21 protein-coding genes are annotated in these 24,303 nt (G+C 69.6%); 16 read left to right on the forward strand and 5 right to left on the reverse strand.

The features are described from left to right. Positions 1–98: 98 nt before the first annotated feature. On the reverse strand, positions 99–776 hold the full coding sequence (locus tag E6A26_RS05795; protein ID WP_136610233.1) for an IMPACT family protein: 678 nt from the start codon (positions 774–776) through the stop codon (positions 99–101). 84 nt (positions 777–860) lie between these two features. Here E6A26_RS05795 and coaE point away from each other — a divergent pair, with 84 nt between their 5' ends. Then, positions 861–1,484, forward strand: coding sequence for a dephospho-CoA kinase (gene coaE, locus E6A26_RS05800; RefSeq protein WP_136610234.1), 624 nt, complete (start codon positions 861–863; stop codon positions 1,482–1,484). Positions 1,485–1,536: 52 nt separating this feature from the next. Continuing rightward, entirely contained in the window at positions 1,537–3,645 is a 2,109-nt protein-coding gene (gene uvrB / locus E6A26_RS05805) for an excinuclease ABC subunit UvrB (RefSeq protein ID WP_136610235.1), read from the forward strand. A gap of 55 nt (positions 3,646–3,700) precedes the next feature. Here the strand turns inward: uvrB and E6A26_RS05810 are convergent, their stop codons facing one another. Genes E6A26_RS05810 through E6A26_RS05820 form a run of 3 tightly spaced genes read right to left on the reverse strand, consistent with a single transcriptional unit; the run spans position 3,701 to position 8,104 of the window. After that, positions 3,701–5,017, reverse strand: coding sequence for an alpha/beta fold hydrolase (locus tag E6A26_RS05810; protein ID WP_136610236.1), 1,317 nt, complete (start codon positions 5,015–5,017; stop codon positions 3,701–3,703). Beyond that, a complete protein-coding gene (locus tag E6A26_RS05815) occupies positions 5,014–5,526 on the reverse strand; it encodes a GNAT family N-acetyltransferase (protein WP_136610237.1) in 513 nt (170 codons plus the stop codon). Before E6A26_RS05815 ends, E6A26_RS05810 begins: the two co-directional genes overlap by 4 nt. A gap of 10 nt (positions 5,527–5,536) precedes the next feature. Continuing rightward, positions 5,537–8,104: a DEAD/DEAH box helicase gene (locus E6A26_RS05820; protein ID WP_136610238.1), complete on the reverse strand. Its 2,568-nt coding sequence runs from the start codon at positions 8,102–8,104 to the stop codon at positions 5,537–5,539. 34 nt (positions 8,105–8,138) lie between these two features. Between E6A26_RS05820 and E6A26_RS05825 the strand changes: the two genes are divergently transcribed. Further along, positions 8,139–8,936, forward strand: a complete 798-nt coding sequence (locus E6A26_RS05825) for a trans-aconitate 2-methyltransferase (protein WP_136610239.1) — start codon at positions 8,139–8,141, stop codon at positions 8,934–8,936. A 6-nt stretch (positions 8,937–8,942) separates the two neighbouring features. Here the strand turns inward: E6A26_RS05825 and E6A26_RS05830 are convergent, their stop codons facing one another. After that, positions 8,943–9,593, reverse strand: a complete 651-nt coding sequence (locus E6A26_RS05830; protein WP_136610240.1) for an MBL fold metallo-hydrolase — start codon at positions 9,591–9,593, stop codon at positions 8,943–8,945. A 64-nt stretch (positions 9,594–9,657) separates the two neighbouring features. Here E6A26_RS05830 and E6A26_RS05835 point away from each other — a divergent pair, with 64 nt between their 5' ends. The 13 genes from E6A26_RS05835 (at position 9,658) to secG (ending at position 24,180) form a co-directional block, all read left to right on the forward strand. Then, positions 9,658–10,035, forward strand: a complete 378-nt coding sequence (locus E6A26_RS05835) for a GntR family transcriptional regulator (protein WP_136610241.1) — start codon at positions 9,658–9,660, stop codon at positions 10,033–10,035. A gap of 108 nt (positions 10,036–10,143) precedes the next feature. Continuing rightward, positions 10,144–13,062 carry an excinuclease ABC subunit UvrA gene (uvrA, locus tag E6A26_RS05840; protein WP_136610283.1) on the forward strand — a complete coding sequence of 973 codons (2,919 nt, stop codon included), beginning with the start codon at positions 10,144–10,146 and terminating at the stop codon, positions 13,060–13,062. A 97-nt stretch (positions 13,063–13,159) separates the two neighbouring features. Continuing rightward, complete coding sequence (locus E6A26_RS05845; protein ID WP_168928679.1) at positions 13,160–13,903, forward strand: HAD hydrolase-like protein; 744 nt, start codon at positions 13,160–13,162, stop codon at positions 13,901–13,903. After that, complete coding sequence (locus E6A26_RS05850) at positions 13,903–14,565, forward strand: lysophospholipid acyltransferase family protein (RefSeq protein WP_136610284.1); 663 nt, start codon at positions 13,903–13,905, stop codon at positions 14,563–14,565. The genes E6A26_RS05845 and E6A26_RS05850 overlap by 1 nt, the downstream gene beginning before the upstream one ends. Positions 14,566–14,698: 133 nt before the next feature. Beyond that, on the forward strand, positions 14,699–16,639 hold the full coding sequence (gene uvrC, locus E6A26_RS05855) for an excinuclease ABC subunit UvrC (protein ID WP_136610243.1): 1,941 nt from the start codon (positions 14,699–14,701) through the stop codon (positions 16,637–16,639). Positions 16,640–16,653: 14 nt separating this feature from the next. Beyond that, positions 16,654–17,577, forward strand: a complete 924-nt coding sequence (rapZ, locus tag E6A26_RS05860; RefSeq protein ID WP_136610244.1) for an RNase adapter RapZ — start codon at positions 16,654–16,656, stop codon at positions 17,575–17,577. Further along, positions 17,577–18,587: a gluconeogenesis factor YvcK family protein gene (locus E6A26_RS05865; RefSeq protein WP_136610245.1), complete on the forward strand. Its 1,011-nt coding sequence runs from the start codon at positions 17,577–17,579 to the stop codon at positions 18,585–18,587. Before rapZ ends, E6A26_RS05865 begins: the two co-directional genes overlap by 1 nt. A gap of 58 nt (positions 18,588–18,645) precedes the next feature. Beyond that, positions 18,646–19,626: a DNA-binding protein WhiA gene (gene whiA / locus E6A26_RS05870; RefSeq protein WP_136610246.1), complete on the forward strand. Its 981-nt coding sequence runs from the start codon at positions 18,646–18,648 to the stop codon at positions 19,624–19,626. Positions 19,627–19,775: 149 nt separating this feature from the next. Continuing rightward, positions 19,776–20,399, forward strand: coding sequence for a superoxide dismutase (locus tag E6A26_RS05875; RefSeq protein WP_407695367.1), 624 nt, complete (start codon positions 19,776–19,778; stop codon positions 20,397–20,399). Between the two features lie 276 nt (positions 20,400–20,675). Beyond that, positions 20,676–21,683, forward strand: a complete 1,008-nt coding sequence (gene gap, locus E6A26_RS05880; RefSeq protein WP_136610248.1) for a type I glyceraldehyde-3-phosphate dehydrogenase — start codon at positions 20,676–20,678, stop codon at positions 21,681–21,683. Positions 21,684–21,725: 42 nt separating this feature from the next. Beyond that, entirely contained in the window at positions 21,726–22,961 is a 1,236-nt protein-coding gene (locus tag E6A26_RS05885; RefSeq protein WP_136610249.1) for a phosphoglycerate kinase, read from the forward strand. Positions 22,962–23,053: 92 nt separating this feature from the next. Further along, positions 23,054–23,866, forward strand: coding sequence for a triose-phosphate isomerase (tpiA, locus tag E6A26_RS05890; protein ID WP_136610250.1), 813 nt, complete (start codon positions 23,054–23,056; stop codon positions 23,864–23,866). 56 nt (positions 23,867–23,922) lie between these two features. Beyond that, positions 23,923–24,180: a preprotein translocase subunit SecG gene (gene secG / locus E6A26_RS05895; RefSeq protein ID WP_136610251.1), complete on the forward strand. Its 258-nt coding sequence runs from the start codon at positions 23,923–23,925 to the stop codon at positions 24,178–24,180. The last annotated feature ends 123 nt before the right edge of the window (positions 24,181–24,303 follow it).

The following is a 24,303-nucleotide window of genomic DNA, read 5'->3' on the forward strand; positions in this document are numbered from 1 at the left end:
GTGGGGTCCTGGTCGGACTCAAGTCCCCGCAATTGGTTGCCGGTGACCCCGCAACGGGTGGCCAGTGACCCCGCAACGGGTGGCCAGTGACCCCGCAACTAGCGAACGTCGACCCAGGACGTTCCGAGGCCGGCGGCCGTCGACGAGCCCGCCGTGAGGCTCGCGAGCCGTTCGGCGAAGGCGGCGGCAGCGCCGTCGTCGTCGGCTATCGCGACGCGCACCGTCGCCGTTCGCGGACCGTAATCCGTGCCGAGCACCGCGATGCCTGCCGTGCGCAGCTCGTTCTCGAGGCGCCCCGCGACTCCGTGGCCGGCGTCCACGGCGAGCAGCCGGAGGCGCTCGCGCCGCACGAGCGGGGCGGTCGCGAGCGCGGAGGACACGGACTCTGAATACGCCCGCACGAGCCCGCCCGCGCCGAGCAGGATCCCGCCGAAGTAGCGGACGACGACGGCGGCGACGTCGCTCAGGTCCGCGGCGCCGTCGAGCGCGGCCCCCTTGAGCAACGCCTCGAGCATGGGAGTTCCCGCGGTCCCCGACGGCTCGCCGTCGTCGTTGCTGCGCTGAGTGGTGCGGTCAGGGCCGAGCACGAACGCGCTGCAGTGGTGCCGAGCGTCGTGGAACTCGCGCCGCAGTTCGGCGACGAGCGCCCTGGCCTCATCCTCGGTCTCGGCGCGCCGCAGGACCGTGATGAAGCGCGAGCGCTTGATCTCCAGCTCGTGCCGATGCTCCCCGTCGACGGTGCTGTAGCGGTGCGCGTGGCTCGGGGTCTCGGTCACCGACCCAGCTTAGGCGGAAGGGGCAGCGGCGCCTGGGCGAGGGCGCCCAGCGGGCGGCCGCGCAGGGCGAGCTACAGTGGACGCGTGCTGAGAGTGGGCCTGACGGGCGGCATCGCGTCCGGGAAGTCGGAAGTGTCGCGTCGTCTGGTCGAGCTCGGCGCGGTCCTCGTGGACGCGGACGTGATCGCGCGCGAGGTCGTCGAGCCGGGCACGGAGGGCCTCGAGGAGGTCGCCGAGGCGTTCGGCCGGGAGGTTCTCGCGGACGACGGCGCGCTCGACCGGGCGGCCCTCGGCGCGATCGTCTTCGCGGACCCCGGGCGACGCGAGCTCTTGAACTCGATCATCCATCCCCGCGTTCGGGCTCGGGCCGCTGAGATCGCGGCCAGAGCCCCTGCGGGGTCCGTCGTGGTCCAGGACATCCCCCTGCTCGTCGAGACGGGGCAGGCGGGGAACTTCGACGTCGTCGTCGTGGTCGATGCACCGGACGAGGTGCGGATCCGGCGCCTCGAGGAGCGCAACGGCCTGAGCGAGGAGCACGCGCGCGCCCGCATGGCCGCCCAGGCCAGCCGGGAGGAGCGACTCGCGGCTGCGGACCACGTGGTCGAGAACGCGGGCACGCTCGAGGAGCTGCGCACCGCCGTCGACCGCCTCTGGGCCGACGTGCTCGCACCCGCAGCCGAGCGCTCGGGGGCGACGGGCCTCGATTAGCCGGGAGCGAATGCGGACACAGACTGTCCGCTGCCCGGCGTAGATTTGGGACATGAGCCTTGCGCAGGAGATCAATCGCGTCGTCGCGCCGTTCGAGGTCGTCAGCGAGTACCGGCCTGCGGGCGATCAGCCCACGGCCATCGCCGAGATCTCGGAGCGGATACAGAACGGGGAGAAGGACGTCGTGCTCCTCGGCGCCACCGGCACCGGCAAGAGCGCGACGACTGCATGGGTCATCGAGAAGCTGCAGCGTCCCACCCTCGTGCTCGTGCAGAACAAGACGCTCGCGGCCCAGCTCGCCAACGAGTTCAGGGAGCTGCTGCCGAACAACGCGGTCGAGTACTTCGTCTCGTACTACGACTATTACCAGCCCGAGGCCTACGTCCCGCAGACCGATACCTTCATCGAGAAGGACTCCTCGGTCAACGAGGAGGTCGAACGGCTGCGCCACTCGGCGACGAACTCTCTCCTGACCCGGCGCGACGTCATTGTGGTCGCAACGGTCTCGTGCATCTACGGCCTCGGTACGCCCGAGGAGTACGTGGCCGGGATGGTCACGCTCCGCAAGGGCATGGAGCTCGACCGCGACACGCTCCTGCGCCAGTTCGTCGCGATGCAGTACGTGCGCAACGACGTCGACTTCCACCGCGGAACGTTCCGCGTGCGGGGGGACACCGTGGAGATCATCCCGATGTACGAGGAGCTTGCGCTGCGCATCGAGTTCTTCGGGGACGAGGTCGAGAGCGTGCACACGCTCCACCCGGTCACGGGCGAGGTGATCCGCGAGGAGACGGAGATGTACGTCTTCCCGGCCTCGCACTACGTTGCCGGACCTGAACGCATGAATCGGGCTATCACCGCGATCGAGGACGAACTCGCAGACCGGCTCAAGACGCTTGAGGCGCAGAACAAGCTCGTCGAGGCCCAGCGGCTGCGCATGCGCACCACGTACGACCTCGAGATGATGCAGCAGATGGGCTTCTGCAACGGGATCGAGAACTATTCGCGGCACATCGACGGCCGCGGGGCCGGGACGGCACCCCACTGCCTCTTGGACTACTTCCCGGACGACTTCTTGCTCGTCATCGACGAGTCCCACGTCACCGTCCCCCAGATCGGCTCGATGTACGAGGGCGACATGTCGCGCAAGCGCACGCTCGTGGAGCACGGTTTCCGCCTGCCCTCGGCCATGGACAACCGCCCGCTCAAGTGGGACGAGTTCCTCGAGCGCATCGGCCAGACGATCTACCTCTCGGCGACGCCGGGCAAGTACGAGCTCGGGAAGTCGGACGGCGTGGTCCAGCAGATCATCCGCCCCACCGGCCTCATCGACCCCGAGGTCGTGGTGAAGCCGACCAAGGGCCAGATCGACGATCTGCTCGGGGAGATCCGTGACCGGGTCGCGCGTGACGAGCGCATCCTCGTCACGACCCTCACGAAGCGCATGGCAGAAGACCTCACCGACTACCTCATGGGCCACGGCGTCAAGGTCCAATACCTTCACTCGGACGTCGACACCCTTCGCCGCGTCGAGCTCCTGCGCGAGCTGAGGCTCGGGGTGTTCGACGTTCTCGTCGGCATCAACCTCCTGCGCGAGGGCCTCGACCTGCCCGAGGTCTCGCTCGTGAGCATCCTCGACGCGGACAAGGAGGGCTTCCTCCGCTCCGCGACCTCGCTCATCCAGACGATCGGCCGTGCCGCCCGCAACGTCTCCGGCCAGGTGCACATGTACGCGGACAAGATCACGGACTCGATGGCTCAGGCGATCGACGAGACCAATCGGCGCCGCGAGATCCAGATGGCGTTCAACCGTGCGAACGGCATCGACCCCCAGCCGCTGCGCAAGCGTATCGCGGACATCACGGACCAGCTCGCGCGCGAGGACCAGGACACACGCGCCCTGCTCGAGAACAACAGGCTCGCGAAGGGCGCCAAGCGTCGCGGCGCCGGCGACTCCACGGACAAGGCCGCGGCCGAGCTGCGTCGGGACGGGATTGCGGCGGCACCGGCCGAGGACCTCATTGGCCTCATCGAGCAGCTCACCCAGCAGATGCGCGGCGCGGCAGCCGAGCTCCAGTTCGAGCTCGCGGCGCGACTGCGCGACGAGGTAGCCGACCTCAAGAAGGAGCTCCGGCAGATGCAGGCCGCCGGGCACGCCTGAGCCGGGGTCCCACCTGCCCTGGGCGTGTGGCCAGGGCAAGTGAGCCCGGGCTGCGTCAGCCCTCCCGCGCCATGGTGAGGAGCCGCGCGAAGATGCCCTCGCCGTCGTCCGTGATGCCGTCGTGGTGGAAGTCCGCCGTCTCCCACACGCGGAGGCCGCGGACACGGCCGGCCGTCTCGAGGGAGAGCCCTCGGTCCACGTAGATGTCGTCGCGGTACACCGCCGCCGCCACCGGGACCGAGTTCTCCGCGAGGCGGCCGGGATTGTAGAGGGAGCCCCAGTCGGCCTTCTCGGCGAGCAGCCGCGCGGTCTCAGCCAAAGGCGTGAGGGCCGGGTCCTGCTCGAAGAGCCACGGGCAGACCATCTCGCCGAGGAGGAGCGGGTCCGCGGCGTCGGGCCGGAACTCGGGGTGCTCGTCCAGCACCCCCCAGGCTGCCCACCCGCTGGCCTCGCCCTGGGCGTAGATCGATTCGTGCAGGACGGCATACAGCGGGTTGGGAGCGCGCGTCACGGTCGCGTGCACCTGGCCCAGGAAGCCGTCCGAAAGCCGCACGCCGGAGGGGCCACGCGTGAACGCGTCCTCGAGAAGGTAGTGCAGCGAGTCGACGCGCGTGTTGCCGCCGAGGAGGTTGCCCACGAGCTGGAACCGCTCGGGGCTCAGCCGGCTCCCGTCGGGGAGCCGCTCGTCCACGCCGCGGAGGTGCTCGACGATCGCGGTGACGCGCGCCCGATCGTCGGGATACCACGCGAAGTATTCGGCGTTGCGTTCGGCGAGCCGGGCGTACGTGGCGCGGTAGACGCGCTCGGCGGGACCGTCGAGTGGCGCGAGGCCGCCCGTGATGAGGGCCTCGCGGACGCCATGCGGCGCGATCGAGAGGTAGGTGAGCGCGCAGAAGCCGCCGAAGCTCTGCCCGTAGACCGTCCACGGTTCGGAACCGAGAGCGCGGCGGATGGCCTCGCAGTCGAGCACGATCGAGTCTGCGCGGAAGTGCGCCAGATAGGCGGCCTGGTCAGCGGGACCACCACGCAGCGGCAGCGTCGAGCGGTCGGCGGGGGTCGAGAGGCCCGTCCCGCGCTGGTCGAGCATGAGGATGCGGAAGTCCTTGGCCGCCTCCTTCATCCAGCCGGAGAGCGACGTGACGCGCGCCCCGCGACCGCCGGGACCGCCCTGCAGGAACACGAGCCATGGGAGGCGGCCGGCAGTGTCGACGGGATGCGTGGCGGAGACGTATTCCCGTGCGAAGACGTCGATCTGCTCGCCATCGGGGTCGCCGTGGTCGAGCGGGACGGTGAAGACGTGCTCGACCGTCCGGAGCCCGCGGAACGCGTGGGCCCCTAGGACCCTGTGCGGCGTCGACTCGGAAGTCCTCACTCGGGCGCCCCGAGGTTCGGCGTTCCGAAGCGGGTCAGTGCCTGTCCCGTGAGGCGGAACGTGTCCCACTCTTCGAGCGGCGAGGCTCCGAGGCTCCTGTAGAAGCCGATCGAGGGCGCGTTCCACTTGAGCACGCTCCATTCGACGCGGGCATACCCGCGTTCGACGGCGATGCGGGCCAGCTCCTGCAGGAGCGCCTTCCCGTAGCCTCGACCGCGCGCCTCCGGACGCACATAGAGGTCCTCGAGGTAGATCCCGTGGGTGCCCTCCCACGTCGAGTAGTTGAGGAACCAGAGCGCGAAGCCCATGACACCATCGGCGTCCTCGACGACGTGGGCGAAGATCGCCGGATTGGCTCCGAACAGCTGCTCGGTGAGAACGGAGGCCGTTGTCTTGACGGCGTCCGGCTCGCGCTCGTACACGGCAAGGTCGTGGATGAGCCCGAGGATCGCGGGGACGTCGTCTGGGGCAGCGGGCCGGAGCAGCGTGGAGAGGGAAGGAAGGCTCATACTCCCCAACCTAACCGCCGAGCCGCCCGATCTGGGTCACGCGGATGACGGCGCTGCCGGCCTCGTCGCTCGCGGCGAGGTCCACGTCTGCGGAGAAGCCCCAGTCCCGGTTCCCCGCGGGATCGTCGAAGATCTGCCGCACGTGCCACACGCCCGGCTTCTCGTCGATGATGAGCAGCTGCGGCCCGCGCGCGTCGGGGCCGGTGGCGATGTCCTCGTGCTCGTCGAAGTACCCGTCCAGAGCCTCCTCCCAGGCGTCCTCGCCGAAGCCGGCCTCGCCGTCAAGCTCGGCGAGCGCCTTCGAATCCTCGTCGGCGAAGAGCTCGACTCGCCGGAACAGCTCGTTTCGGACCATGACCCGGAACGCGCGAACGTTCGTGGTGAGCGCCGGCGGCGGGGGCGGCGGCGCGTCGTGGGGGTGGAGCTCGTGGCCGCTCGTGAGCTCCTCCCACTCGTCGAGCAGGCTCGAGTCGACCTGCCGGACCAGCTCCCCAAGCCACGCGATGAGGTCCTCGAGGTCGTCGCGGAGCGCGTCCTGCGGGACCGTCTGGTTGAGCGCCTTGTAGGCGTCGGTCAGGTAGCGCAGCACGATCCCCTCGCTGCGCGCCAGGCCGTAGAACTGGACGAACTCGCCGAAGTCCATGGCGCGTTCGTACATGTCCCGGACCACTGACTTGGGGGCGAGCTCGAAGTCGGAGACCCACGGCGCGTGCTTGCGGTACTGCTCGAACGCGGCGTCGAGGAGCTCCTTGAGCGGTTCGGGGTACGTGACGTCGTCGAGGAGGGCCATGCGCTCGCTGTACTCGAGGCCCTCCGCCTTCATCGCGGCGACGGCGTCGGCCCGGGCCCGCTTGAGCTGGGCGGACAGGATCTGGCGCGGCTTCTCGAGGGTCGCCTCGATGACGGAGACGACGTCGAGCGCGTACGACGGCGTCTCCGGCCCGAGCAGGTCGAGTGCGGCGAGCGCGAAGGGGGAGAGCGGCTGGTTGAGGGCGAAGTTCTCCTGGAGGTCCACGGTGAGCCGCAGGGTGCGGCCCGAGGCGCGGTCCTCCGCGGTCAGCTCGGCCGCCGGGATGCGCTCGACCACCTCGGCTGCGAGCAGTTCGCGCAGGATTCCGAGCGCGCGCCGCATGAGCCGCAGCTGGACCACGCGGGACTCGTGGTTCTCCTCGAGGAGCCGCCGCGCGGCGGCGACCGGGTTGCCCGGGCGGGCCACGAGGTTGAGGAGCATCGCGTGCGTGACCGTGAAGCTCGAGGTCAACGGTTCGGGCGCAGCCTCGACGAGCCGCTCGTACGTGGGCTTCCCCCACGAGACGAAGCCCTCCGGCGGCTTCTTCTTGACGACCTGGCGCAGCTTGCGCGCGTCGTCGCCGAACTTCGCGCGGGCCTTCTCCATGGCGCGGTTGTTCTCGACCACGTGCTCGGGCGCCTGCACCACGACCGTGCCCGCGGTGTCGAATCCGGCCCGCCCCGCCCGGCCTGCGATCTGGTGGAACTCACGGGCGTTGAGGTGCCGCGTCCGCTGGCCGTCGAACTTCGTGAGGGCCGTGAGGAGCACCGTGCGGATCGGCACGTTGATGCCGACGCCGAGCGTGTCCGTCCCGCAGATGACCTTGAGGAGCCCCGCCTGGGCGAGCTGCTCGACCAGGCGGCGGTACTTGGGCAGCATGCCCGCGTGGTGCACGCCGATGCCGTGCCGCACCAGACGGTTGAGCGTCTTGCCGAAGCCCGCGGCGAACCGGAACCCGCCGATGAGCTCGGCGATGCGGTCCTTCTCCTCGCGCGTGCACATGTTGACGCTCATGAGCTGGTGGGCACGCTCGATCGCCTCGACCTGGCTGAAGTGGACCACGTAGACGGGGGCCTGCTTCGTCGCGAGGAGCTCTTCGAGCGTCTCGTGGACCGGCTTCTCCTCGTAGTAGTAGTGCAGCGGGATAGGCCGTTCAGCCCCGGCGACGGTCGTCGTCGTCCGCCCCGTGCGCTCGGTGAGCTCCTTCTCGAAGCGGCTCACGTCGCCGAGGGTCGCGCTCATGAGCAGGAACTGGGCCTGGGGGAGCTCGAGCAGCGGGACTTGCCATGCCCAGCCGCGCTGCGGGTCGGAGTAGAAATGGAACTCGTCCATGACCACGGGGCCGAGATCCGCCTCGGCTCCCTCGCGGAGCGCGTGGTTCGCGAGGATCTCCGCCGTGCAGCAGATGATGGGGGCCTGCCCGTTGACGGACGAATCGCCCGTGACCATTCCCACGTTCTCGGCCCCGAAGATCTCGCACAGGGCGAAGAACTTCTCCGAGACGAGCGCCTTGATGGGCGCGGTGTAGTAGCTCCGCTGGCCCGCCGCGAGCCCGTGGAAGTGCGCCGCGACAGCGACGAGGGACTTGCCCGAGCCCGTCGGCGTGGCGAGGATCACGTTGTTGCCCTGCACGAGCTCCATGACGGCCTCGTCCTGAGCGGGGTACAGCGAGAGCCCACGCCCCTCGGCCCAGCCCACGAACGCCTCATAGACGGCGTCGGGCAGACTGTCGGTCAGTGCGGGATCGGCGTCGCGGCCGCGGTCGGGGAGGAGCTGGTCGAGTCTCATGGCGGCTTCAGCCTATCGGCACTAGCGTGGAGCCATGAGTGCCTCGCCCACCTGGGATCCTGCCCTCTACGTCCGCTTCGGCGATCACCGGGGCCGGCCGTTCTTCGACCTCACGTCCCGCATCGGCGCCGAATCGCCGCGGCACGTCGTGGACCTCGGCTGCGGCCCGGGCACGCTCACGGCGGCGCTCGCCGACCGCTGGCCGGACGCCGCGGTCGAGGGCGTGGACAGCTCGGCGGACATGATCGCGGCGGCGGAGCGGAAGATGGCGGGCCGGCCGGGCCTGAGTTTCCGGCTCGGCGAGATCGTGAGCTGGGAGCCCGCGGACGACGTCGACGTGCTGGTTTCGAACGCGGCGCTCCAGTGGGTGCCGGGTCACCAGGCGCTCATGGGACGGTGGCTCGAGCAGCTCGCGCCGGGCGCGTGGCTCGCCGTCCAGGTGCCCGGCAATTTCGGCGCCCCGTCGCATGCGCTCCTGCGCGAGCTCGCCGAGTCCTCCCAGTGGGAGCGACGGCTGCGCGGGGTCCTGCGGCACAGCGACGCGGTCGGCGAGCCGGCAGACTACCTCGAGCTCATGCTCTCGGCCGGCTGGGAGGCGGACGTGTGGGAGACCACATACCTCCAGCTGCTCACGGGTGAGGATCCGGTGCTCAATTGGGTGCGCGGCGCGGCCTTGCGCCCCGTGCTCGATGCCCTCACGCCGCAGGAGGGGGCCCAGTTCGAGGAGCAGTACAACCAGCTCCTGCTCGACGCCTACCCGTCGCAGGAGCACGGAACCGTGTTTCCGTTCCGGCGGATCTTCTGCGTGGGCCGCAAGCCCGAGGCGCTTTAGCGGGGCTCACCAGCCGCGCGCACGCCACTCGTCGAGGTGTGGGCGCTCGGCGCCGAGCGTCGTCGGCGCGCCATGCCCGGGATGGACGACCGTATCGTCGGGGTAGACATCGAAGAGGCGCTCCACGACGTCGCCCATGAGGAGCTCGAAGCGGTCCGGATCCTTCTGCGTGTTGCCCACGCCGCCGGGGAAGAGCGAGTCGCCGGAGAAGATGAGGTGGGGGCCGCCGTCGTCCTTGAGGACGTAGGCGATCGAGCCCGGGGTGTGGCCCCGGAGATGCACCGCGGTGAGGTTGAAGCCCTCGAACCTGCCGACATCGCCGTGGTCGAGCACGACGTCGACCGGAACCGGGATGCCGGACACGTCCTGGCGCCCCGCCGCCGTGCGGGCTCCGGTCGCGGCCACGAGGCCCTCGAGGGCGCGGACGTGGTCCCAGTGCTGGTGGGTCGTCGCCACGAGCGCGAGCTTCGCGGGGGCCGCCGCGTCGGCCGCGCCCTCGGCAAGGAGGGACTGGATCGCGGGCAGATCGTCCGCGGCGTCGATCAGCACCTGGGCCCCCGACTCCTTGGCCGTGATGACGTAGACGTTGTTGTCCATGTCGCCCACGGCGACCCGTCGGACCGTGACGTGCGCAAGGTCATGGATGAGGCTCGTCATGGCGCCAGTCTAGGCCTGCGGCACCCCGTGTGGCTGGGGCTCCCGCGGGGCTACTCTGGTGCCCATGCAGGATGCGGACTTCCCGGGCTCGTGGCGGCCCGACCAGGGGCTGTCGACTCCCTTGTTCGAGCAGCTCAGGCGCCACATCGCCGACCTCGTCGCGGACGGCACGCTTCGCGCGGGGCGGCGCCTCCCTCCCGTCCGCGCCCTCGCCGCGGAGCTGGGACTCGCGCCCCACACGATCGCGCGCGCCTACCGGGAACTCGAGGAGGCCAACGTCGTGGCGACCAACGGCCGCGCGGGCACCGCGGTCGCGGCCAGAGATGCGCGTGAGCAGGATCTCACGACGGCGGCGGCCACGTTCGCTGCTGCGGCGGCCTCGCGCGGGTGCACCGTCGAGGAGGCCGTCCGGCTTGTCGAGCAGGCGTTCGCGCGGCTCTGACCCTCAGGGATGTGCGCGCCGCAGCCGCGGTTTTCGCTCCGCGCGGACAGTTGGAAGTTCGAAGACGTCTTCGACTAGCATAGTCCCGTGCAGATTCCCCCCTCGCCAATGGACCTGGCGGACCGCCCCGCGCCCGCGCGCGCCCATGACGCCGTGAGCTCACTCCGCGCGGACCTGTCGCGGCTCGTCGTCAAGGGTGCCCGCGAGCACAACCTGCGCAACGTCGACCTCGACCTTCCGCGCGACGCGATGATCGTCTTCACGGGCCTGTCCGGATCGGGCAAGTCGTCGCTCGCCTTCGACACGATCTTCGCCGAGGGCCAGCGCCGCTACGTCGAGTCCCTTTCGGCGTACGCGCGGCAGTTCCTCGGCCAGGTGGACAAGCCGGACGTCGACTTCATCGAGGGACTTTCGCCCGCGGTGTCCATCGACCAGAAGTCCACGAGCAAGAACCCGCGCTCCACGGTCGGAACGATCACCGAGATCTACGACTACATGCGCCTCCTGTGGGCGCGCGTGGGCCGTCCGCACTGCCCCATCTGCCATGAGCCGGTCACCCGGCAGACCCCGCAGCAGATCGTCGACCAGCTCCTGGAGCTGGAGGATGGAACGCGCTTCCAGATTCTGGCCCCCGTGGTGCGGGGCCGGAAGGGCGAGTTCGTCGACCTCTTCAAGGAGCTCGCCGCGAAGGGCTACGCGCGCGCCCGCGTGGACGGCGAACTCGTCCAGCTCTCGGAGGCACCCAAGCTCGGCAAGCAGTTCAAGCACACCATCGAGGTCGTCGTGGACCGCCTCGTGGTCAAGGAAGGGATCCGCCAGCGCCTCGCCGACTCGGTCGAGACGGCGCTCGGGCTCGCCGAGGGCCGCGTCCTCGCGGACTTCGTCGACGTTGCGCCGGACGACGACGGCCGCATCCGCGCGTTCTCCGAGCACCTCGCGTGCCCGAACGAGCACCCGCTCGCGATCGACGAGATCGAGCCGCGCTCGTTCTCCTTCAACAACCCGTTCGGCGCGTGCCCCGCATGCACGGGCATCGGCACGAAGCTCGAGGTCGACGAGGAGCTCGTGGTCCCGGATCCCGAGCTCAGCCTGGGCGAGGGCGCCATCGCGCCGTGGTCCCTCGGCACCGCGACCACGGAGTACTGGACACGCCTCCTCGAGGGCCTCTCTGACGAGCTCGGCTTCTCGATGCACACCGCGTGGCACAGCCTCCCGCAGTACGCGCGGGACGCCGTGCTCTACGGCAAGGACCACAAGGTCGTGGTCCAGTACCGCAACCGGTTCGGCCGGGAGCGGAAGTACAGCACGGGCTTCGAAGGCGCCGTCTCGTACATCCAGCGCAAGCACTCCGAGACGGAGTCGGACTCCGCCCGCGATCGCTATGCCGAATACATGCGCGAGGTTCCGTGCCCCGAATGCGGGGGAGCGCGGCTCAACCCCGCTTCGCTCTCCGTGCTCGTGGGCGGCCGGTCGATCGCGGCCGTGTGCGCGCTGCCCCTGCGCGAGGCGAGCGAGTTCCTCGCAACGCTCGACCTCACGGACCGTGAGCGCCAGATCGCCCACCAGGTGCTCAAGGAGATCGACGCGCGCCTCGCGTTCCTCCTCGACGTCGGTCTGGAGTACCTCAACCTCGAGCGCGCGGCGGGCACACTGTCCGGCGGCGAGGCCCAGCGCATCCGCCTCGCGACCCAGATCGGCTCGGGCCTGGTGGGCGTGCTGTACGTCCTCGACGAGCCGAGCATCGGACTTCACCAGCGCGACAACCGCCGGCTCATCGAGACGCTCACGCGGCTGCGCGACCTCGGCAACACGCTCATCGTCGTCGAGCACGACGAGGACACGATCCACGAGGCCGACTGGATCGTGGACATCGGCCCGGGCGCCGGCGAGCACGGCGGCAAGGTCGTGCACTCGGGCTCGCTCGCGGACCTCCTCGAGAACCACGACTCGCTCACGGGCGACTATCTCTCGGGCCGGCGCCGGATCGAGCTTCCGAAGAAGCGTCGTCCCATCGACCGCAAGCGCCAGCTCAAGGTCGTCGGTGCGCGCGAGCACAACCTGCAGAACGTGGACGTCACGTTCCCCCTCGGCGTGCTCACTGCGGTCACCGGGGTGAGCGGTTCGGGCAAGTCCACCCTCGTGAACGAGATCCTCTACAAGGTCCTCGCGAACCGCCTCAACGGCGCGAAGCAGGTCGCAGGGCGCCACACGCGCGTCGACGGGCTCGAGCACCTCGACAAGGTCATCCACGTCGACCAGAGCCCGATCGGCCGCACTCCGCGGTCCAACCCGGCCACGTACACCGGCGTCTTCGACCACATCCGCAAGCTCTTCGCGGAGACCACCGAGGCGAAGGTCCGCGGCTACCAGCCGGGCCGCTTCTCGTTCAATGTCAAGGGGGGCCGCTGCGAGGCCTGCTCGGGTGACGGCACGATCAAGATCGAGATGAACTTCCTGCCGGACGTCTACGTCCCGTGCGAGGTGTGCCAGGGCGCCCGCTACAACCGCGAGACGCTCGAGGTCCACTACAAGGGCAAGACCATCGCGGACGTTCTCGACATGCCGATCGACGAGGCCGCGGAGTTCTTCGCCGCCTTCGGCCCGATTGCGCGGCACCTGAACACGCTCGTGGACGTGGGGCTCGGCTACGTTCGGCTCGGCCAGCCGGCCACGACGCTGTCCGGCGGCGAGGCCCAGCGCGTCAAGCTCGCGTCGGAGCTCCAGCGCCGTTCGAACGGCCGCAGCGTCTACGTGCTCGACGAGCCGACCACAGGCCTTCACTTCGAGGACATCCGCAAGCTCCTGCTGGTCCTGCAGGGGCTCGTGGAGAAGGGCAACTCGGTCATCACGATCGAGCACAACCTCGACGTCATCAAGAGCGCCGACTGGCTCATCGACCTGGGCCCGGACGGCGGCTCGGGCGGCGGGCAGATCGTGGCGGTTGGCACGCCCGAGGACGTGGCCAAGGTCGAGGCGAGCCACACGGGTCGCTTCCTGGCGGAGATCTTTTCGCGCACGAACCGATGAATACAGCGGCATGCACGGGGGCCTGGAAAGCGCCGAAAGTATGCCGGGTAAGTCATAGGAGTTTCAGGCATTCGTGGCGATATGCGAGACTGTCCCGGTGACTGTCAGCCCCGCGCTTGTGATCTTCGATCTGGACGGTACCCTCGTCGACCCAGCGGGGAGCATCACCGGTGGCATCGCCTACGCGCTCGAGTCGCACGGCCTTCCGGTCCCTGACAGCGCGACGCTCGACGCTATGGTGGGGCCTCCTCTGCTCGAGTCCCTCGGGCGCCTCGCGGAGGTGCCAGCAGACGTGATGCCCGCCGTCGTCCATGCCTACCGCAAGCGCTACATCTCTGAGGGGATGGCAGCGAGCCGCCCTTATCCGGGCATACCGGAGCTCCTCGATCGGCTCCGCGCGGCGGGGTATCACCTCGCCGTCGCGACGCAGAAGCCCGAGGGCCTCGCGAAGAAGCTCCTCGGCATCCACGATCTTGATCGTCGCTTCCACAGCATCCACGGCGCCCCCGACGACGAGACGCTGCCCCCGCTCCAAGACGGGAAGGCCAGCATTGTCGCAGCTGCCCTCGGGGTGAACCACGTGCCCAGCTCGCGCGCGCTCATGATCGGAGACCGTCGCCACGACGCCGCCGGGGCTGCCGCCAACGGGGTGCCGTGCATCGGGGTCGCCTGGGGATTCGCAGAGCCGGGGGAGCTCGAGGCCCTCGATCTCGCGGCACGGGTGGGCGACACGCACGCGGCGGGCGACGCCGTCGAACGTCTCCTCCCGCTCGACGGCTCGACGCGGGCCGAGGTGCGCGCCACTGTTCCCGAGACCGCGGAGGCTCCCACGTGCCGTTGATGTACCAGGCCAGCCGGACGAGCATCCGGGTGCTCATCGCGTCGCTGTGCCGCCCGACTGTCACGGGGCTCGAAAACGTGCCGACGGACGGCCCGTTTATCGTGGCGTCGAATCACCTTTCGTTCCTCGACTCGGTCATCATCCAGGCGCTCATGCCGCGTAAGGTCGGGTTCTTCGCCAAGGCGGAGTACTTCACCGGCAAGGGCGTCAAGGGCAAGCTCATGAAGTCGTTCTTCGAGGGCGTGGGCTCGATCCCGGTCGAGCGGGGTGAGCAGGCGGCAAGTGTCGCGGCGCTCAAGTCGCTCCTGAACGTCCTCGAGGAGGGCGGCGGGGTGGGAATCTACCCCGAGGGGACGCGGTCCCGCGACGGCCTCCTCTACCGCGGGCGCACGGGCGTGGGCTGGCTCACGCTCACCACCGGCGCTCCGGTGGTTCCCGTGGGCCTCGAGGGCACCGAAAGGCTCCAGCCCGCCGGCAGCAACGCGGTCAGGCCGCAGCACTTCAGCATGCGCGTGGGCGAGCCGCTGTACTTCGAGAAGTTCGGCCCTGACCACTCGCTCCCGGTCCGCCGCGACGCGACGGACAAGATCATGGATGCGATCGCGGCCCTGAGCGGTCAGGCGCGCGCGTCGGGCTACAACAAGCCGCCCGCCGAGGCGTAGCCGCCCCTACGCGCCAGCGCCCGCGCTCCCAGCCCTAGGCGAGCTCCCGCGTCGAGGCTCGCGCTCCCGCGTCGAGGCTCGCGCACCAGCCGGCTTTCGGCACCTACCCAGCCGCTCTTACTAGACTGGAGCGGTGGCAGATCCAGCGAGCTACCGGCCGAAGACGGGCGAAATCCCGAACGATCCGGGCGTCTATCGGTTCCGCGACCCGCACGGGCGCGTCATCTACGTGGGCAAGGCGAAGAACCTTCGCCAACGGCTGACCTCGTACTTCGCGAACCCGGCCACGCTGCTGCCGAAAACCTACGCGATGGTCCACGCCGCCGCGAGCGTCGAGTGGACGGTTGTGGGAAGCGAGCTCGAGGCACTTCAGCTCGAGTACACGTGGATCAAGGAGTTCGCACCGCGGTACAACCTCGCGTTCCGGGATGACAAGACGTATCCGTACCTCGCAGTGACGATGGGGGAGAAGATCCCCCGGGTCCAGGTCATGCGAGGCGACCGCCGCAAGGGCACGCGCTACTTCGGGCCGTATACGGCCGGCGCGATCCGGGAGACGATGGACACGCTCCTCAAGGTGTTCCCGGTCCGCAGCTGCAGCGCCGGCGTGTTCAGGCGCGCCGAGCAGAGCGGCCGGCCGTGCCTCCTCGGCTACATCGACAAGTGCTCGGCCCCGTGCGTGGGCCGCGTGACTCCGGCGGAGCACTACGCGATCGCCGAGGACTTCTGCGCCTTCATGGGGGGCGAGGCGAAGCGGTTCATCACGCAGCTCGAAAAGCGCATGGCGGCGGCGTCGGAGGAGCTCGACTTCGAGGCAGCCGCCTCGCTCCGGGACGACATCATCGCGATGCGCAAGGTCTTCGAGCGGAACGCCGTCGTGCTCTCCGAGGAGACCGATGCGGACGTCTTCGCCGTCGAGGAGGACGACCTCGAGGCCGCCGTCCAGGTGTTCCACGTGCGGGGCGGCCGCATCCGGGGCCAGCGCGGCTGGGTCGTCGAGAAGGTCGAGGAGGCCACCGGCCCGGCGCTCGTCGAGCACCTGCTCCAGCAGGTGTATGGCGCGCAGGCCGAGACGGATTCCCGCATTCCACGGGAGGTGCTCGTGCCGGTGCTCCCGGACGACGCCGAGCAGCTCACCGTGTGGCTCTCGGGCCTGCGCGGGGCGAGGGTCACGCTGCGCGTCCCGCAGCGCGGCGACAAGGCGGCGCTCGCGAAGACCGTCCACGAGAACGCGGTGCAGGCGCTGCGGCTGCACAAGATCCGGCGCGCCGGCGACATCACGAACCGTTCGCTCGCCCTCCAGGAGCTCCAGGAGGCGCTCGAACTCGCCGAGCCGCCCCTACGCATCGAGAGCTTCGACATCTCGCACGTCCAGGGGACGAACGTCGTGGCGTCGATGGTCGTGGTCGAGGACGGGCTCGCGAAGAAGTCCGAGTACCGGAAGTTCTCGATCACCGGCGACGCGGCCCGTGACGACACGGCCGCGATGCATGACGTGCTCACGCGCCGCTTCCGCAACTACCTCGCCGAGCGGGACCTCCCTGTCGAGGAGCGGGACCAGACCCGGAAGTTCGCCTACCCGCCCAACCTCGTCGTGGTCGACGGCGGCCCGCCGCAGGTCGCGGCCGCCGTCCAGGCCCTCGCGGAGCTCGGCATCGGGGAGGACGAGATCCGCGTCGTGGGCCTCGCAAAGCGCCTCGAGGAGGTATGGCTCCCCGAGGGCGATTTCCCGGTGATCCTCCCGCGCGCGTCTCAGGGCCTCTATCTCCTCCAGCGGATCCGCGACGAGGCGCACCGCTTCGCGATCACGTTCCACCGGCAGAAGCGCGGCAAGGCCATGACGGCCTCGGTCCTCGACGAGGTGCCCGGGCTCGGCCCCGCCCGCAAGAAGGCCCTCCTGACCCACTTCGGCTCGGTCAAGCGGCTCCGCGCGGCCACAGCGGAGGAGCTCACCGAGGTTGCGGGGGTGGGGCCGCAGCTCGCGGCGACGATGTTCTCGACGTTCCACGGCTCCGAGGCCCGCGAGCAGGAGCCCGCCGTCAACTACGCAACCGGCGAAATCCTTGACTCTTAGCTAGGCTGGGGCTCATGACCCAGACCAGCGCGGCGGACCAGCACGAGCCCTCTGGGCTGACGCCCGTCAAGCCGCCAGAGGGCGAGCTGCTCATCGTCACCGGCATGTCCGGCGCGGGCCGCAGCACGGCGGCGAACGCGCTCGAGGACCACGGCTGGTACGTCGTCGAGAATCTCCCACCCCAGCTCCTGGGCACGCTCTCCGAGCTCGTCTCGCACGCCTCGGACCGGATCCCGAAGCTCGCCGTCGTCATGGACGTGCGCAGCAAGGCGCTCTTCGCGGACATCCGCGAGGCCCTTCACGCGCTCGATTCGCGCGGCGTCGAGTACCGCGTCCTCTTCCTCGACGCGACGGACGAGGTGCTCATCCGCCGCTTCGAGCAGGGGAGGCGCCCGCATCCGCTCCAGGGCGGGGGCCGCATCCTCGACGGAATCACGGCCGAGCGGCTGCTGCTCACCGAGCTGCGCGAGCAGTCCACGCTCGTGCTCGACACCTCGGAATACAACGTTCACGGGCTCGCGACGGCCATCACGGAGCTCTTCTCCGAGAAGGGGCCCGTCACGCTGCGGCTCAACGTCATGAGCTTCGGCTTCAAGTACGGCCTCCCGGCCGACGCCAACTATGTGGCGGACGTCCGGTTCCTCCCGAATCCGCACTGGATCCCGCAGCTTCGCCCGCATACCGGCCTCGACCCCGACGTGCGCGACTACGTCCTGGTGGCCAGCGGCGCGGAGGAATTCGTCACGCGTTTCGTCCACGCGCTCGAGCCGGTCCTGTCCGGCTATCGCCGGGAGAACAAACACTACGCGACGATCGCGGTCGGCTGCACCGGCGGCAAGCACCGTTCGGTGGCGATTGCGGAGGAGCTCTCGAAGCGCCTCGCCCAGCAGCCACGCGTCACGGTCACGACGTCCCACCGGGACCTCGGGCGCGAATAGTGTCGATGTTCACGGGCCAGCTCCCGCTTATCCCGCCCGGCTCGGGCACGTCCGGCGGCGCCCCGAAGGGACCGTCCGTCGTCGCCCTCGGGGGCGGCCACGGGCTTGCCGCGTCGCTGTCGGCGCTTCGCCTCCTGACCGCGGACCTCACCGCGGTGGTCACGGTCGCGGACGACGGCGGGTCCTCCGGCCGCCTGCGCCGCGACTTCGGCGTCGTGCCCCCGGGCGATCTCCGGATGGCACTCGCGGCGCTGTGCGACGACACCGACTGGGGCCGAACCTGGCGCGACGTGATGCAGCATCGCTTCACGTCGCCCGCTGGCACGAGCGGGCTCGAGAACCACGCGATGGGCAACCTGCTCATCATGACGCTGTGCGAGCTCCTCGGCGACGTCGTCGACGGCCTCCGCTGGGCCGGTGCGCTGCTCGGCGCGCGCGGCCAAGTCCTCCCCATGTCCCAGGTCCCGCTCACGATCGAGGGCATTGCGGCGTCGCCTGACGGCGGCCCGGGGCAGCTCATCCGCGGGCAGGCGGCCTGTGCGGTGGCCGGGCGGCTCGAGGACGTGCGGCTGCTCCCCGAGGAGGCTCCCGCGTGCCCCGAGGCCCTGAGCGCGATCGAGTTCGCGGACTGGGTCGTGCTCGGCCCCGGGTCGTGGTACACATCCGTGCTTCCGCATCTTCTGCTCCCGGAGCTCCGTCAGGCGCTCACCGACACGCCCGCGCGGCGCTGCCTCGCGATGAACCTCGCCATGGACACGAAGGAGACGAGCGGCATGTCAGCGGCCGACCATCTTCATGTCCTCCAGCGCGCCGCCCCGGAGTTCACCGTGGACGCGATCGTGGCCGAGGTCGGGGCGGTCGGCGACCGCGCAGCTTTCGAACGCGCCGCGGCGGAACTGGGGGCCGAGGTCCATTTCGGTAGAGTAGGGGCTTCGGGCCATCGGGCGGTGCATGATCCGCTCCGGCTCGCGGCCGCCTATCACGAGGTGTTCTCGGGCGGCTCAAGATGACAGGGGAGTGGCTGATGGCATCGCACGGGACGTCCGCGCGGGCGGGGGAGGCGAACGCATGGCTCTGACCCAGAGCGTCAAGGAGGAGCTCTCGCACCTGTCGGTGAAGAAGTCCTCCGAGCGCAAGGCGGAGGTCTCGGCGATGCTGCGCTTCGCTGGCGGGCTCCACATCATCTCCGGGCGCATCGTTATTGAGGCCGAGGTCGACCTCGCGTCGACCGCGCGCCGGCTCAAGATGGCCATCTCGGAGGTCTACGGGCACACCGCGGAGATCATCGTGGTGTCCGGCGGCGGGCTGCGCCGCGGGAGCCGCTACGTGATCCGCGTCGTGCGGGAGGGCGAGGCGCTCGCCCGGCAGACCGGGCTGCTCGACAACCGCGGGCGCCCTGTCCGCGGGCTGCCGTCCGCGGTGGTCAACGGTTCCGCCGCCGACGCAGAGGCGGTGTGGCGGGGAGCGTTCCTCGCCCACGGCTCGCTCACCGAGCCCGGGCGGTCGTCGTCGCTCGAGGTCACGTGCCCCGGCCCTGAGGCCGCGCTCGCCCTCGTGGGGGCAGCACGCCGGCTGGGGATCGCGGCAAAGGCGCGCGAAGTGCGCGGGGTGGACCGCGTCGTCGTGCGCGACGGGGACACGATTGCCGCGCTCCTGACCCGGATGGGCGCCCACGACGCGCTCATGGCGTGGGAGGAGCGCCGCATGCGCAAGGAGGTCCGCGCGACGGCGAACCGCCTCGCGAACTTCGACGACGCGAACCTGCGCCGTTCGGCACAGGCTGCGGTCGCTGCGGGGGCCCGCGTCGAGCGTGCGCTCGAGATCCTCGGCAACGACGTTCCGGACCATCTGCGCTACGCCGGGGAGCTCCGCGTCGCCCACAAGCAGGCGAGCCTCGACGAGCTCGGACGCCTCGCCGATCCGCCCCTCACGAAGGACGCGATCGCGGGCCGGATCCGCCGCCTCCTCGCCATGGCGGACAAGAAGGCCGTGGAAACGGGAATCCCCGGCACCGAGGCGAACGTTACTCCGGACATGCTGGACGGCTGATCGCAGCGGTCCGCCGCGGTGGCGTGCGGTTCGACGCTTCATGAACCGGCGCTTCGGTGACGAACCGGCGATCTGCTTAGGATGGAGCCGTCACCAGCCCGCCGTGTGAAGTTTCCGCGTGGCGGGAAATCGACCGATGGAGGATTGTTGTGACCTACGTACTGCCTGAGCTTCCGTACGACTACGCGGCCCTCGAGCCGCACATCTCGGCGCGGATCATGGAACTCCACCACAGCAAGCACCACGCGGCCTACGTGGCCGGCGCGAACACCGCCCTCGAGAAGCTCTCCGAGGCCCGCCAGGCCGGGAACTTCACCGACGTGACGCGCCTGAGCAAGGATCTGGCGTTCCACCTGGGCGGCCACACGAACCACTCGATCTTCTGGAACAACCTGTCCCCCGAGGGCGGCGACAAGCCCGAGGGCGAGCTTGCGGCGGCGATCGACGACGCGTTCGGCTCGTTCGACAAGTTCGTGGCGCACTTCAGCGCCGCCGCGACGAGCCTCCAGGGTTCCGGCTGGGCCATCCTCGCCTACGAGCCCCTCGGTGAGAACGTCGTGATCGAGCAGCTGTACGACCAGCAGGGCAACGTGCCGGTCGCGACCGTGCCGCTCCTCATGCTCGACATGTGGGAGCACGCCTTCTACCTCGACTACGTCAACGTGAAGGCTGACTACGTCAAGGCGTTCTGGAACATCGTCAACTGGGCCGACGTCGCGAAGCGCCTCGAGGCCGCCCGCGCCGGCGCCAAGGGTCTGGTGCTCCCCGCCTGATCCTGTGAGTTTCTGTCAGGGCTGAGATTTCCGTCACATTGCGGCGATTTCACCCGCCGACTCCCGAAAAGGGGCCTGTCTGTTCACGGACGGGCCCTTTTTCCGTAGGATGGGGTGCGGAAAGGCCCAGCAGCCTTTCAGCCATGGACAATGGAGACTCGGGCTGTAGGCCTTTCCTTGTGCAAATCTCTGCCCAATGGTGTGCGAGACCGTTCAGACAGTCCGAGCAGTCACCCAAGGTGGATGCTCGGCTGAGCATCAAGGAGAGCTACCAGAGTGACTACCCGCATTGGCATCAATGGCTTCGGTCGGATCGGCCGCAACTTCTTCCGTGCAGCACTCGCCCAGGGCGCCGATCTCGAGATCGTGGCCGTCAACGACCTCACGAGCCCGGAGACTCTGGCTCACCTGCTCAAGTACGACTCGGTGACCGGGCGCCTTGACGAGAAGGTCGAGGCCCGCGATGGCAACATCGTGGTGGGCGGCAAGGAGATCAAGGTCCTCGCCGACCGCGACCCCGCGAACCTCCCGTGGGGCGAGCTGGGCGTCGACATCGTCATCGAGTCCACCGGGTTCTTCACCAAGGCGGCCGACGCGAAGAAGCACCTCGCCGCCGGTGCCAAGAAGGTCATCATCTCCGCGCCGGCCACGGACGAGGATGTCACGATCGTCATGGGCGTCAACGACGGCCTGTACGACGCCGAGAACCACAACATCATCTCGAACGCGTCCTGCACCACGAACTGCCTCGGCCCGCTCGCGAAGGCGATCAACGACGCGTTCGGTATCGAGCGCGGCCTGATGACCACGGTTCACGCCTACACGGCGGACCAGAACCTCCAGGACGGCCCGCACCGCGACCTGCGTCGCGCGCGTGCCGCCGCCATCAACATGGTCCCGACCTCGACCGGTGCCGCAAAGGCGATCGGCCTCGTGCTCCCCGAGCTCAAGGGCAAGCTGGACGGCTTCGCCATCCGCGTCCCGGTCCCGACCGGCTCGGCGACGGACCTCACCGTGACGGTGTCCCGCGAGGTCACGCGTGACGAGGTCAATGCCGCGGTCAAGGCCGCGTCGGAGACGGGCCCCCTCGCCGGCTACCTCACGTACACCGAGGACCCGATCGTGTCCTCCGACATCGTGTCCGACCCGGCGTCGTCGATCTTCGACTCGGGCCTCACGAAGGTCATCGGCAACCAGGTCAAGGTCGTCTCCTGGTACGACAACGAGTGGGGCTACTCGAACCGCCTCGTGGACCTCACCGAGCTCGTCGCGTCCAAGCTCTGAGACCCGGCCGTAACGTTCTGGAAACTCGGATAGCCTGAGTCCATGACTGCACACACTCTCGACGAGCTGCTCGCCGAAGGTGTCCGTGGGCGGCACGTTCTGGTCCGTTCGGACCTGAACGTGCCGCTCGACGGTTCCACCGTGACCGACGACGGCCGTGTCCGCGCCTCGCTGCCCGTGATTGCCAAGCTGGCCGAGGCCGGCGCCAGGGTCATTGTGATGGCCCACCTCGGACGGCCCAAGGGGACCCCGGACGAGAAGTATTCGCTGCGCCCCGCCGTCGACCGCCTCGCTGAGCTCGCAGCGTTCCCGGTGCGGCTTGCGGGGGACGTCGTGGGCCCCAGCGCCAAGGAACTCGCGGCCGGCCTCGTCGACGGCGAGGCCCTGGTGCTCGAGAACGTGCGCTTCGACGCGCGTGAGACGAGCAAGGACGACGCCGATCGGGCGGGGTTCGCCCGTGAGCTCGCCGCGCTGACAGGCGAGGGTGGGGCCTACGTCGACGATGCGTTCGGCGCCGTGCACCGCAAGCACGCGAGCGTCTACGACATCGCCTCGATCCTCCCGGCCTACCTCGGAGAGCTCGTTCGCACCGAGGTCGAGGTCCTCAAGCGGCTGACCGACGGCGCCGAGCGGCCTTACGTCGTGGTCCTCGGCGGCTCGAAGGTCTCCGACAAGCTCGCGGTGATCGACAACCTCATCGGCAAGGCGGACCGTCTCCTCGTGGGCGGCGGCATGCTGTTCACGTTCCTCGCGGCGCAGGGCCACAAGGTCGGCTCGAGCCTCCTCGAGGGGGACCAGATCGCCACGGTCCAGTCCTACCTCGAGCGCGCGGCTGCGGCCGGCACGGAGTTCGTGCTGCCCACCGACGTCGTCGTCGCATCGAAGTTCGCGGCGGACGCCGACCACGTGGTTGCCGCGGCGGACTCCATCGAAGCAACGGCCTTCGGCGAGTCCGGGATCGGCCTCGACATCGGTCCGGACACGGCGGCCGCGTTCGCGAAGGAGATCGCCTCGGCCAAGACCGTCTTCTGGAATGGCCCCATGGGCGTGTTCGAGTTCCCGGCCTTCGCGGCGGGCACGAGGGCTGTCGCCCAGGGACTGGCGGACGCCACGTCCTCCGGCGCGCTCACGGTTGTGGGCGGCGGCGACTCGGCGGCCGCGGTGCGTACACTCGGCTTCGAGGACGGCCAGTTCGGCCACATCTCGACGGGCGGCGGCGCGAGCCTCGAATACCTCGAAGGCAAGGAGCTCCCGGGCCTCACAGCCCTCGGAGCCTGACCCCTTTCGCGCCGGGGCGCCGTCTGCACGTCCGTGCGGGCGGCGCCCCGCGCGCGCCTCAACCCCAGGACATCGCAGGATCAGGAGACACCGTGACCACCTCCTCGAACGGCTCGTTCGATCGCACCCCGCTCATTGCAGGCAACTGGAAGATGAACATGGACCACGTCCAGGCCATCACCCTCCTCCAGAAGCTCGCCTGGACCCTCCAGGACGCGCGCCACGACTTTGGCCGCGTCGAGGTGGCCGTCTTCCCCCCGTTCACCGATCTCCGCGGCGTCCAGACGCTCGTGCAGGGCGATGACCTCAAGCTCGTCTACGGCGGCCAGGACCTCTCGCCCTTCGACTCGGGCGCGTACACGGGCGACGTGAGCGGCGCGTTCCTCTCGAAGCTCGGCAGCACGTACGTGCTCGTGGGCCACAGCGAGCGTCGCACGATCCACGGCGAGGGGGACGAGCTCCTCAACGCCAAGACGAAGGCCGCCTACCGTCACGGCCTCGTGCCGGTCCTGTGCGTTGGGGAGGGCCTCGAGGTGCGTCAGGCCGGCCAGCACGTCGAGCACACGCTCGCCCAGCTGCGCGCGGACGTCGAGGGCCTCACGGCCGAGCAGGCGGCGACCCTCGTCGTCGCCTACGAGCCCGTGTGGGCCATCGGCACGGGCGAGGTCGCCGGGCCGAACGACGCCCAGGAGATGTGCGCGGCGATCCGCGCGGAGCTCGCCTCGATTTTCGGCGCGGAGGCAGCGGCGGGCACGCGTCTCCTCTACGGCGGCTCGGTCAAGGCCGCAAACGCGGCGGCGATCCTCGGCCAGGCGGATGTCGACGGCGTGCTCGTTGGCGGTGCCAGCCTCGACCCGGCTGAGTTTGCTAGCATTGTCAGGTTCGAGAGCCACGCGGGCGCTTAGCCTTTAAGCAAGCGCGGCAACCGCAATCCACTCGAGGAAGACCACGAGGCAATACGGTGCAAGTACTCCAGATCATCCTTCAGATCCTGCTCGGCATTACGAGCCTGTTGCTGACCCTGCTCATCCTCATGCACAAGGGACGCGGCGGCGGACTGTCGGACATGTTCGGTGGCGGGATGTCCTCGGGGCTTTCGTCCTCGGGCGTCGCCGAGCGGAACCTCAACCGGTTCACGATCGTCTTGGGCCTCACGTGGGGCGTTGTCATCATCGCGCTCGGGCTCATCCTGCGCTTCTCAAACGTCTCGGCGTCCTGACCGCGCGCTCACTGCAGAGCAGAGGGGCGGGAACAGCATTGCTGTTCCCGCCCCTCTCGCTGTGCCTCGGCTGTGTGGCGCCTCGGCTGTGGGGCGCCTCGGCTGGGCCATCAGGCAGGGCTG

The sequence above is a fragment of the Sinomonas albida genome (assembly GCF_004919045.1).
GTDB lineage: Bacteria > Actinomycetota > Actinomycetes > Actinomycetales > Micrococcaceae > Sinomonas > Sinomonas albida.

What these genes read in the sequence shown, in the direction of transcription:
- uvrB (WP_136610235.1), top strand. Translation starts at nt 1,537, where the DNA reads ATGAGCCTTGCGCAGGAGATCAATCGCGTCGTCGCGCCGTTCGAGGTC.
- E6A26_RS05815 (WP_136610237.1), bottom strand. Translation starts at nt 5,526, where the DNA reads ATGAGCCTTCCTTCCCTCTCCACGCTGCTCCGGCCCGCTGCCCCAGAC.
- E6A26_RS05820 (WP_136610238.1), bottom strand. Translation starts at nt 8,104, where the DNA reads ATGAGACTCGACCAGCTCCTCCCCGACCGCGGCCGCGACGCCGATCCC.
- E6A26_RS05825 (WP_136610239.1), top strand. Translation starts at nt 8,139, where the DNA reads ATGAGTGCCTCGCCCACCTGGGATCCTGCCCTCTACGTCCGCTTCGGC.
- E6A26_RS05830 (WP_136610240.1), bottom strand. Translation starts at nt 9,593, where the DNA reads ATGACGAGCCTCATCCATGACCTTGCGCACGTCACGGTCCGACGGGTC.
- E6A26_RS05835 (WP_136610241.1), top strand. Translation starts at nt 9,658, where the DNA reads ATGCAGGATGCGGACTTCCCGGGCTCGTGGCGGCCCGACCAGGGGCTG.
- uvrA (WP_136610283.1), top strand. Translation starts at nt 10,144, where the DNA reads ATGGACCTGGCGGACCGCCCCGCGCCCGCGCGCGCCCATGACGCCGTG.
- E6A26_RS05850 (WP_136610284.1), top strand. Translation starts at nt 13,903, where the DNA reads ATGTACCAGGCCAGCCGGACGAGCATCCGGGTGCTCATCGCGTCGCTG.
- rapZ (WP_136610244.1), top strand. Translation starts at nt 16,654, where the DNA reads ATGACCCAGACCAGCGCGGCGGACCAGCACGAGCCCTCTGGGCTGACG.
- whiA (WP_136610246.1), top strand. Translation starts at nt 18,646, where the DNA reads ATGGCTCTGACCCAGAGCGTCAAGGAGGAGCTCTCGCACCTGTCGGTG.
- E6A26_RS05885 (WP_136610249.1), top strand. Translation starts at nt 21,726, where the DNA reads ATGACTGCACACACTCTCGACGAGCTGCTCGCCGAAGGTGTCCGTGGG.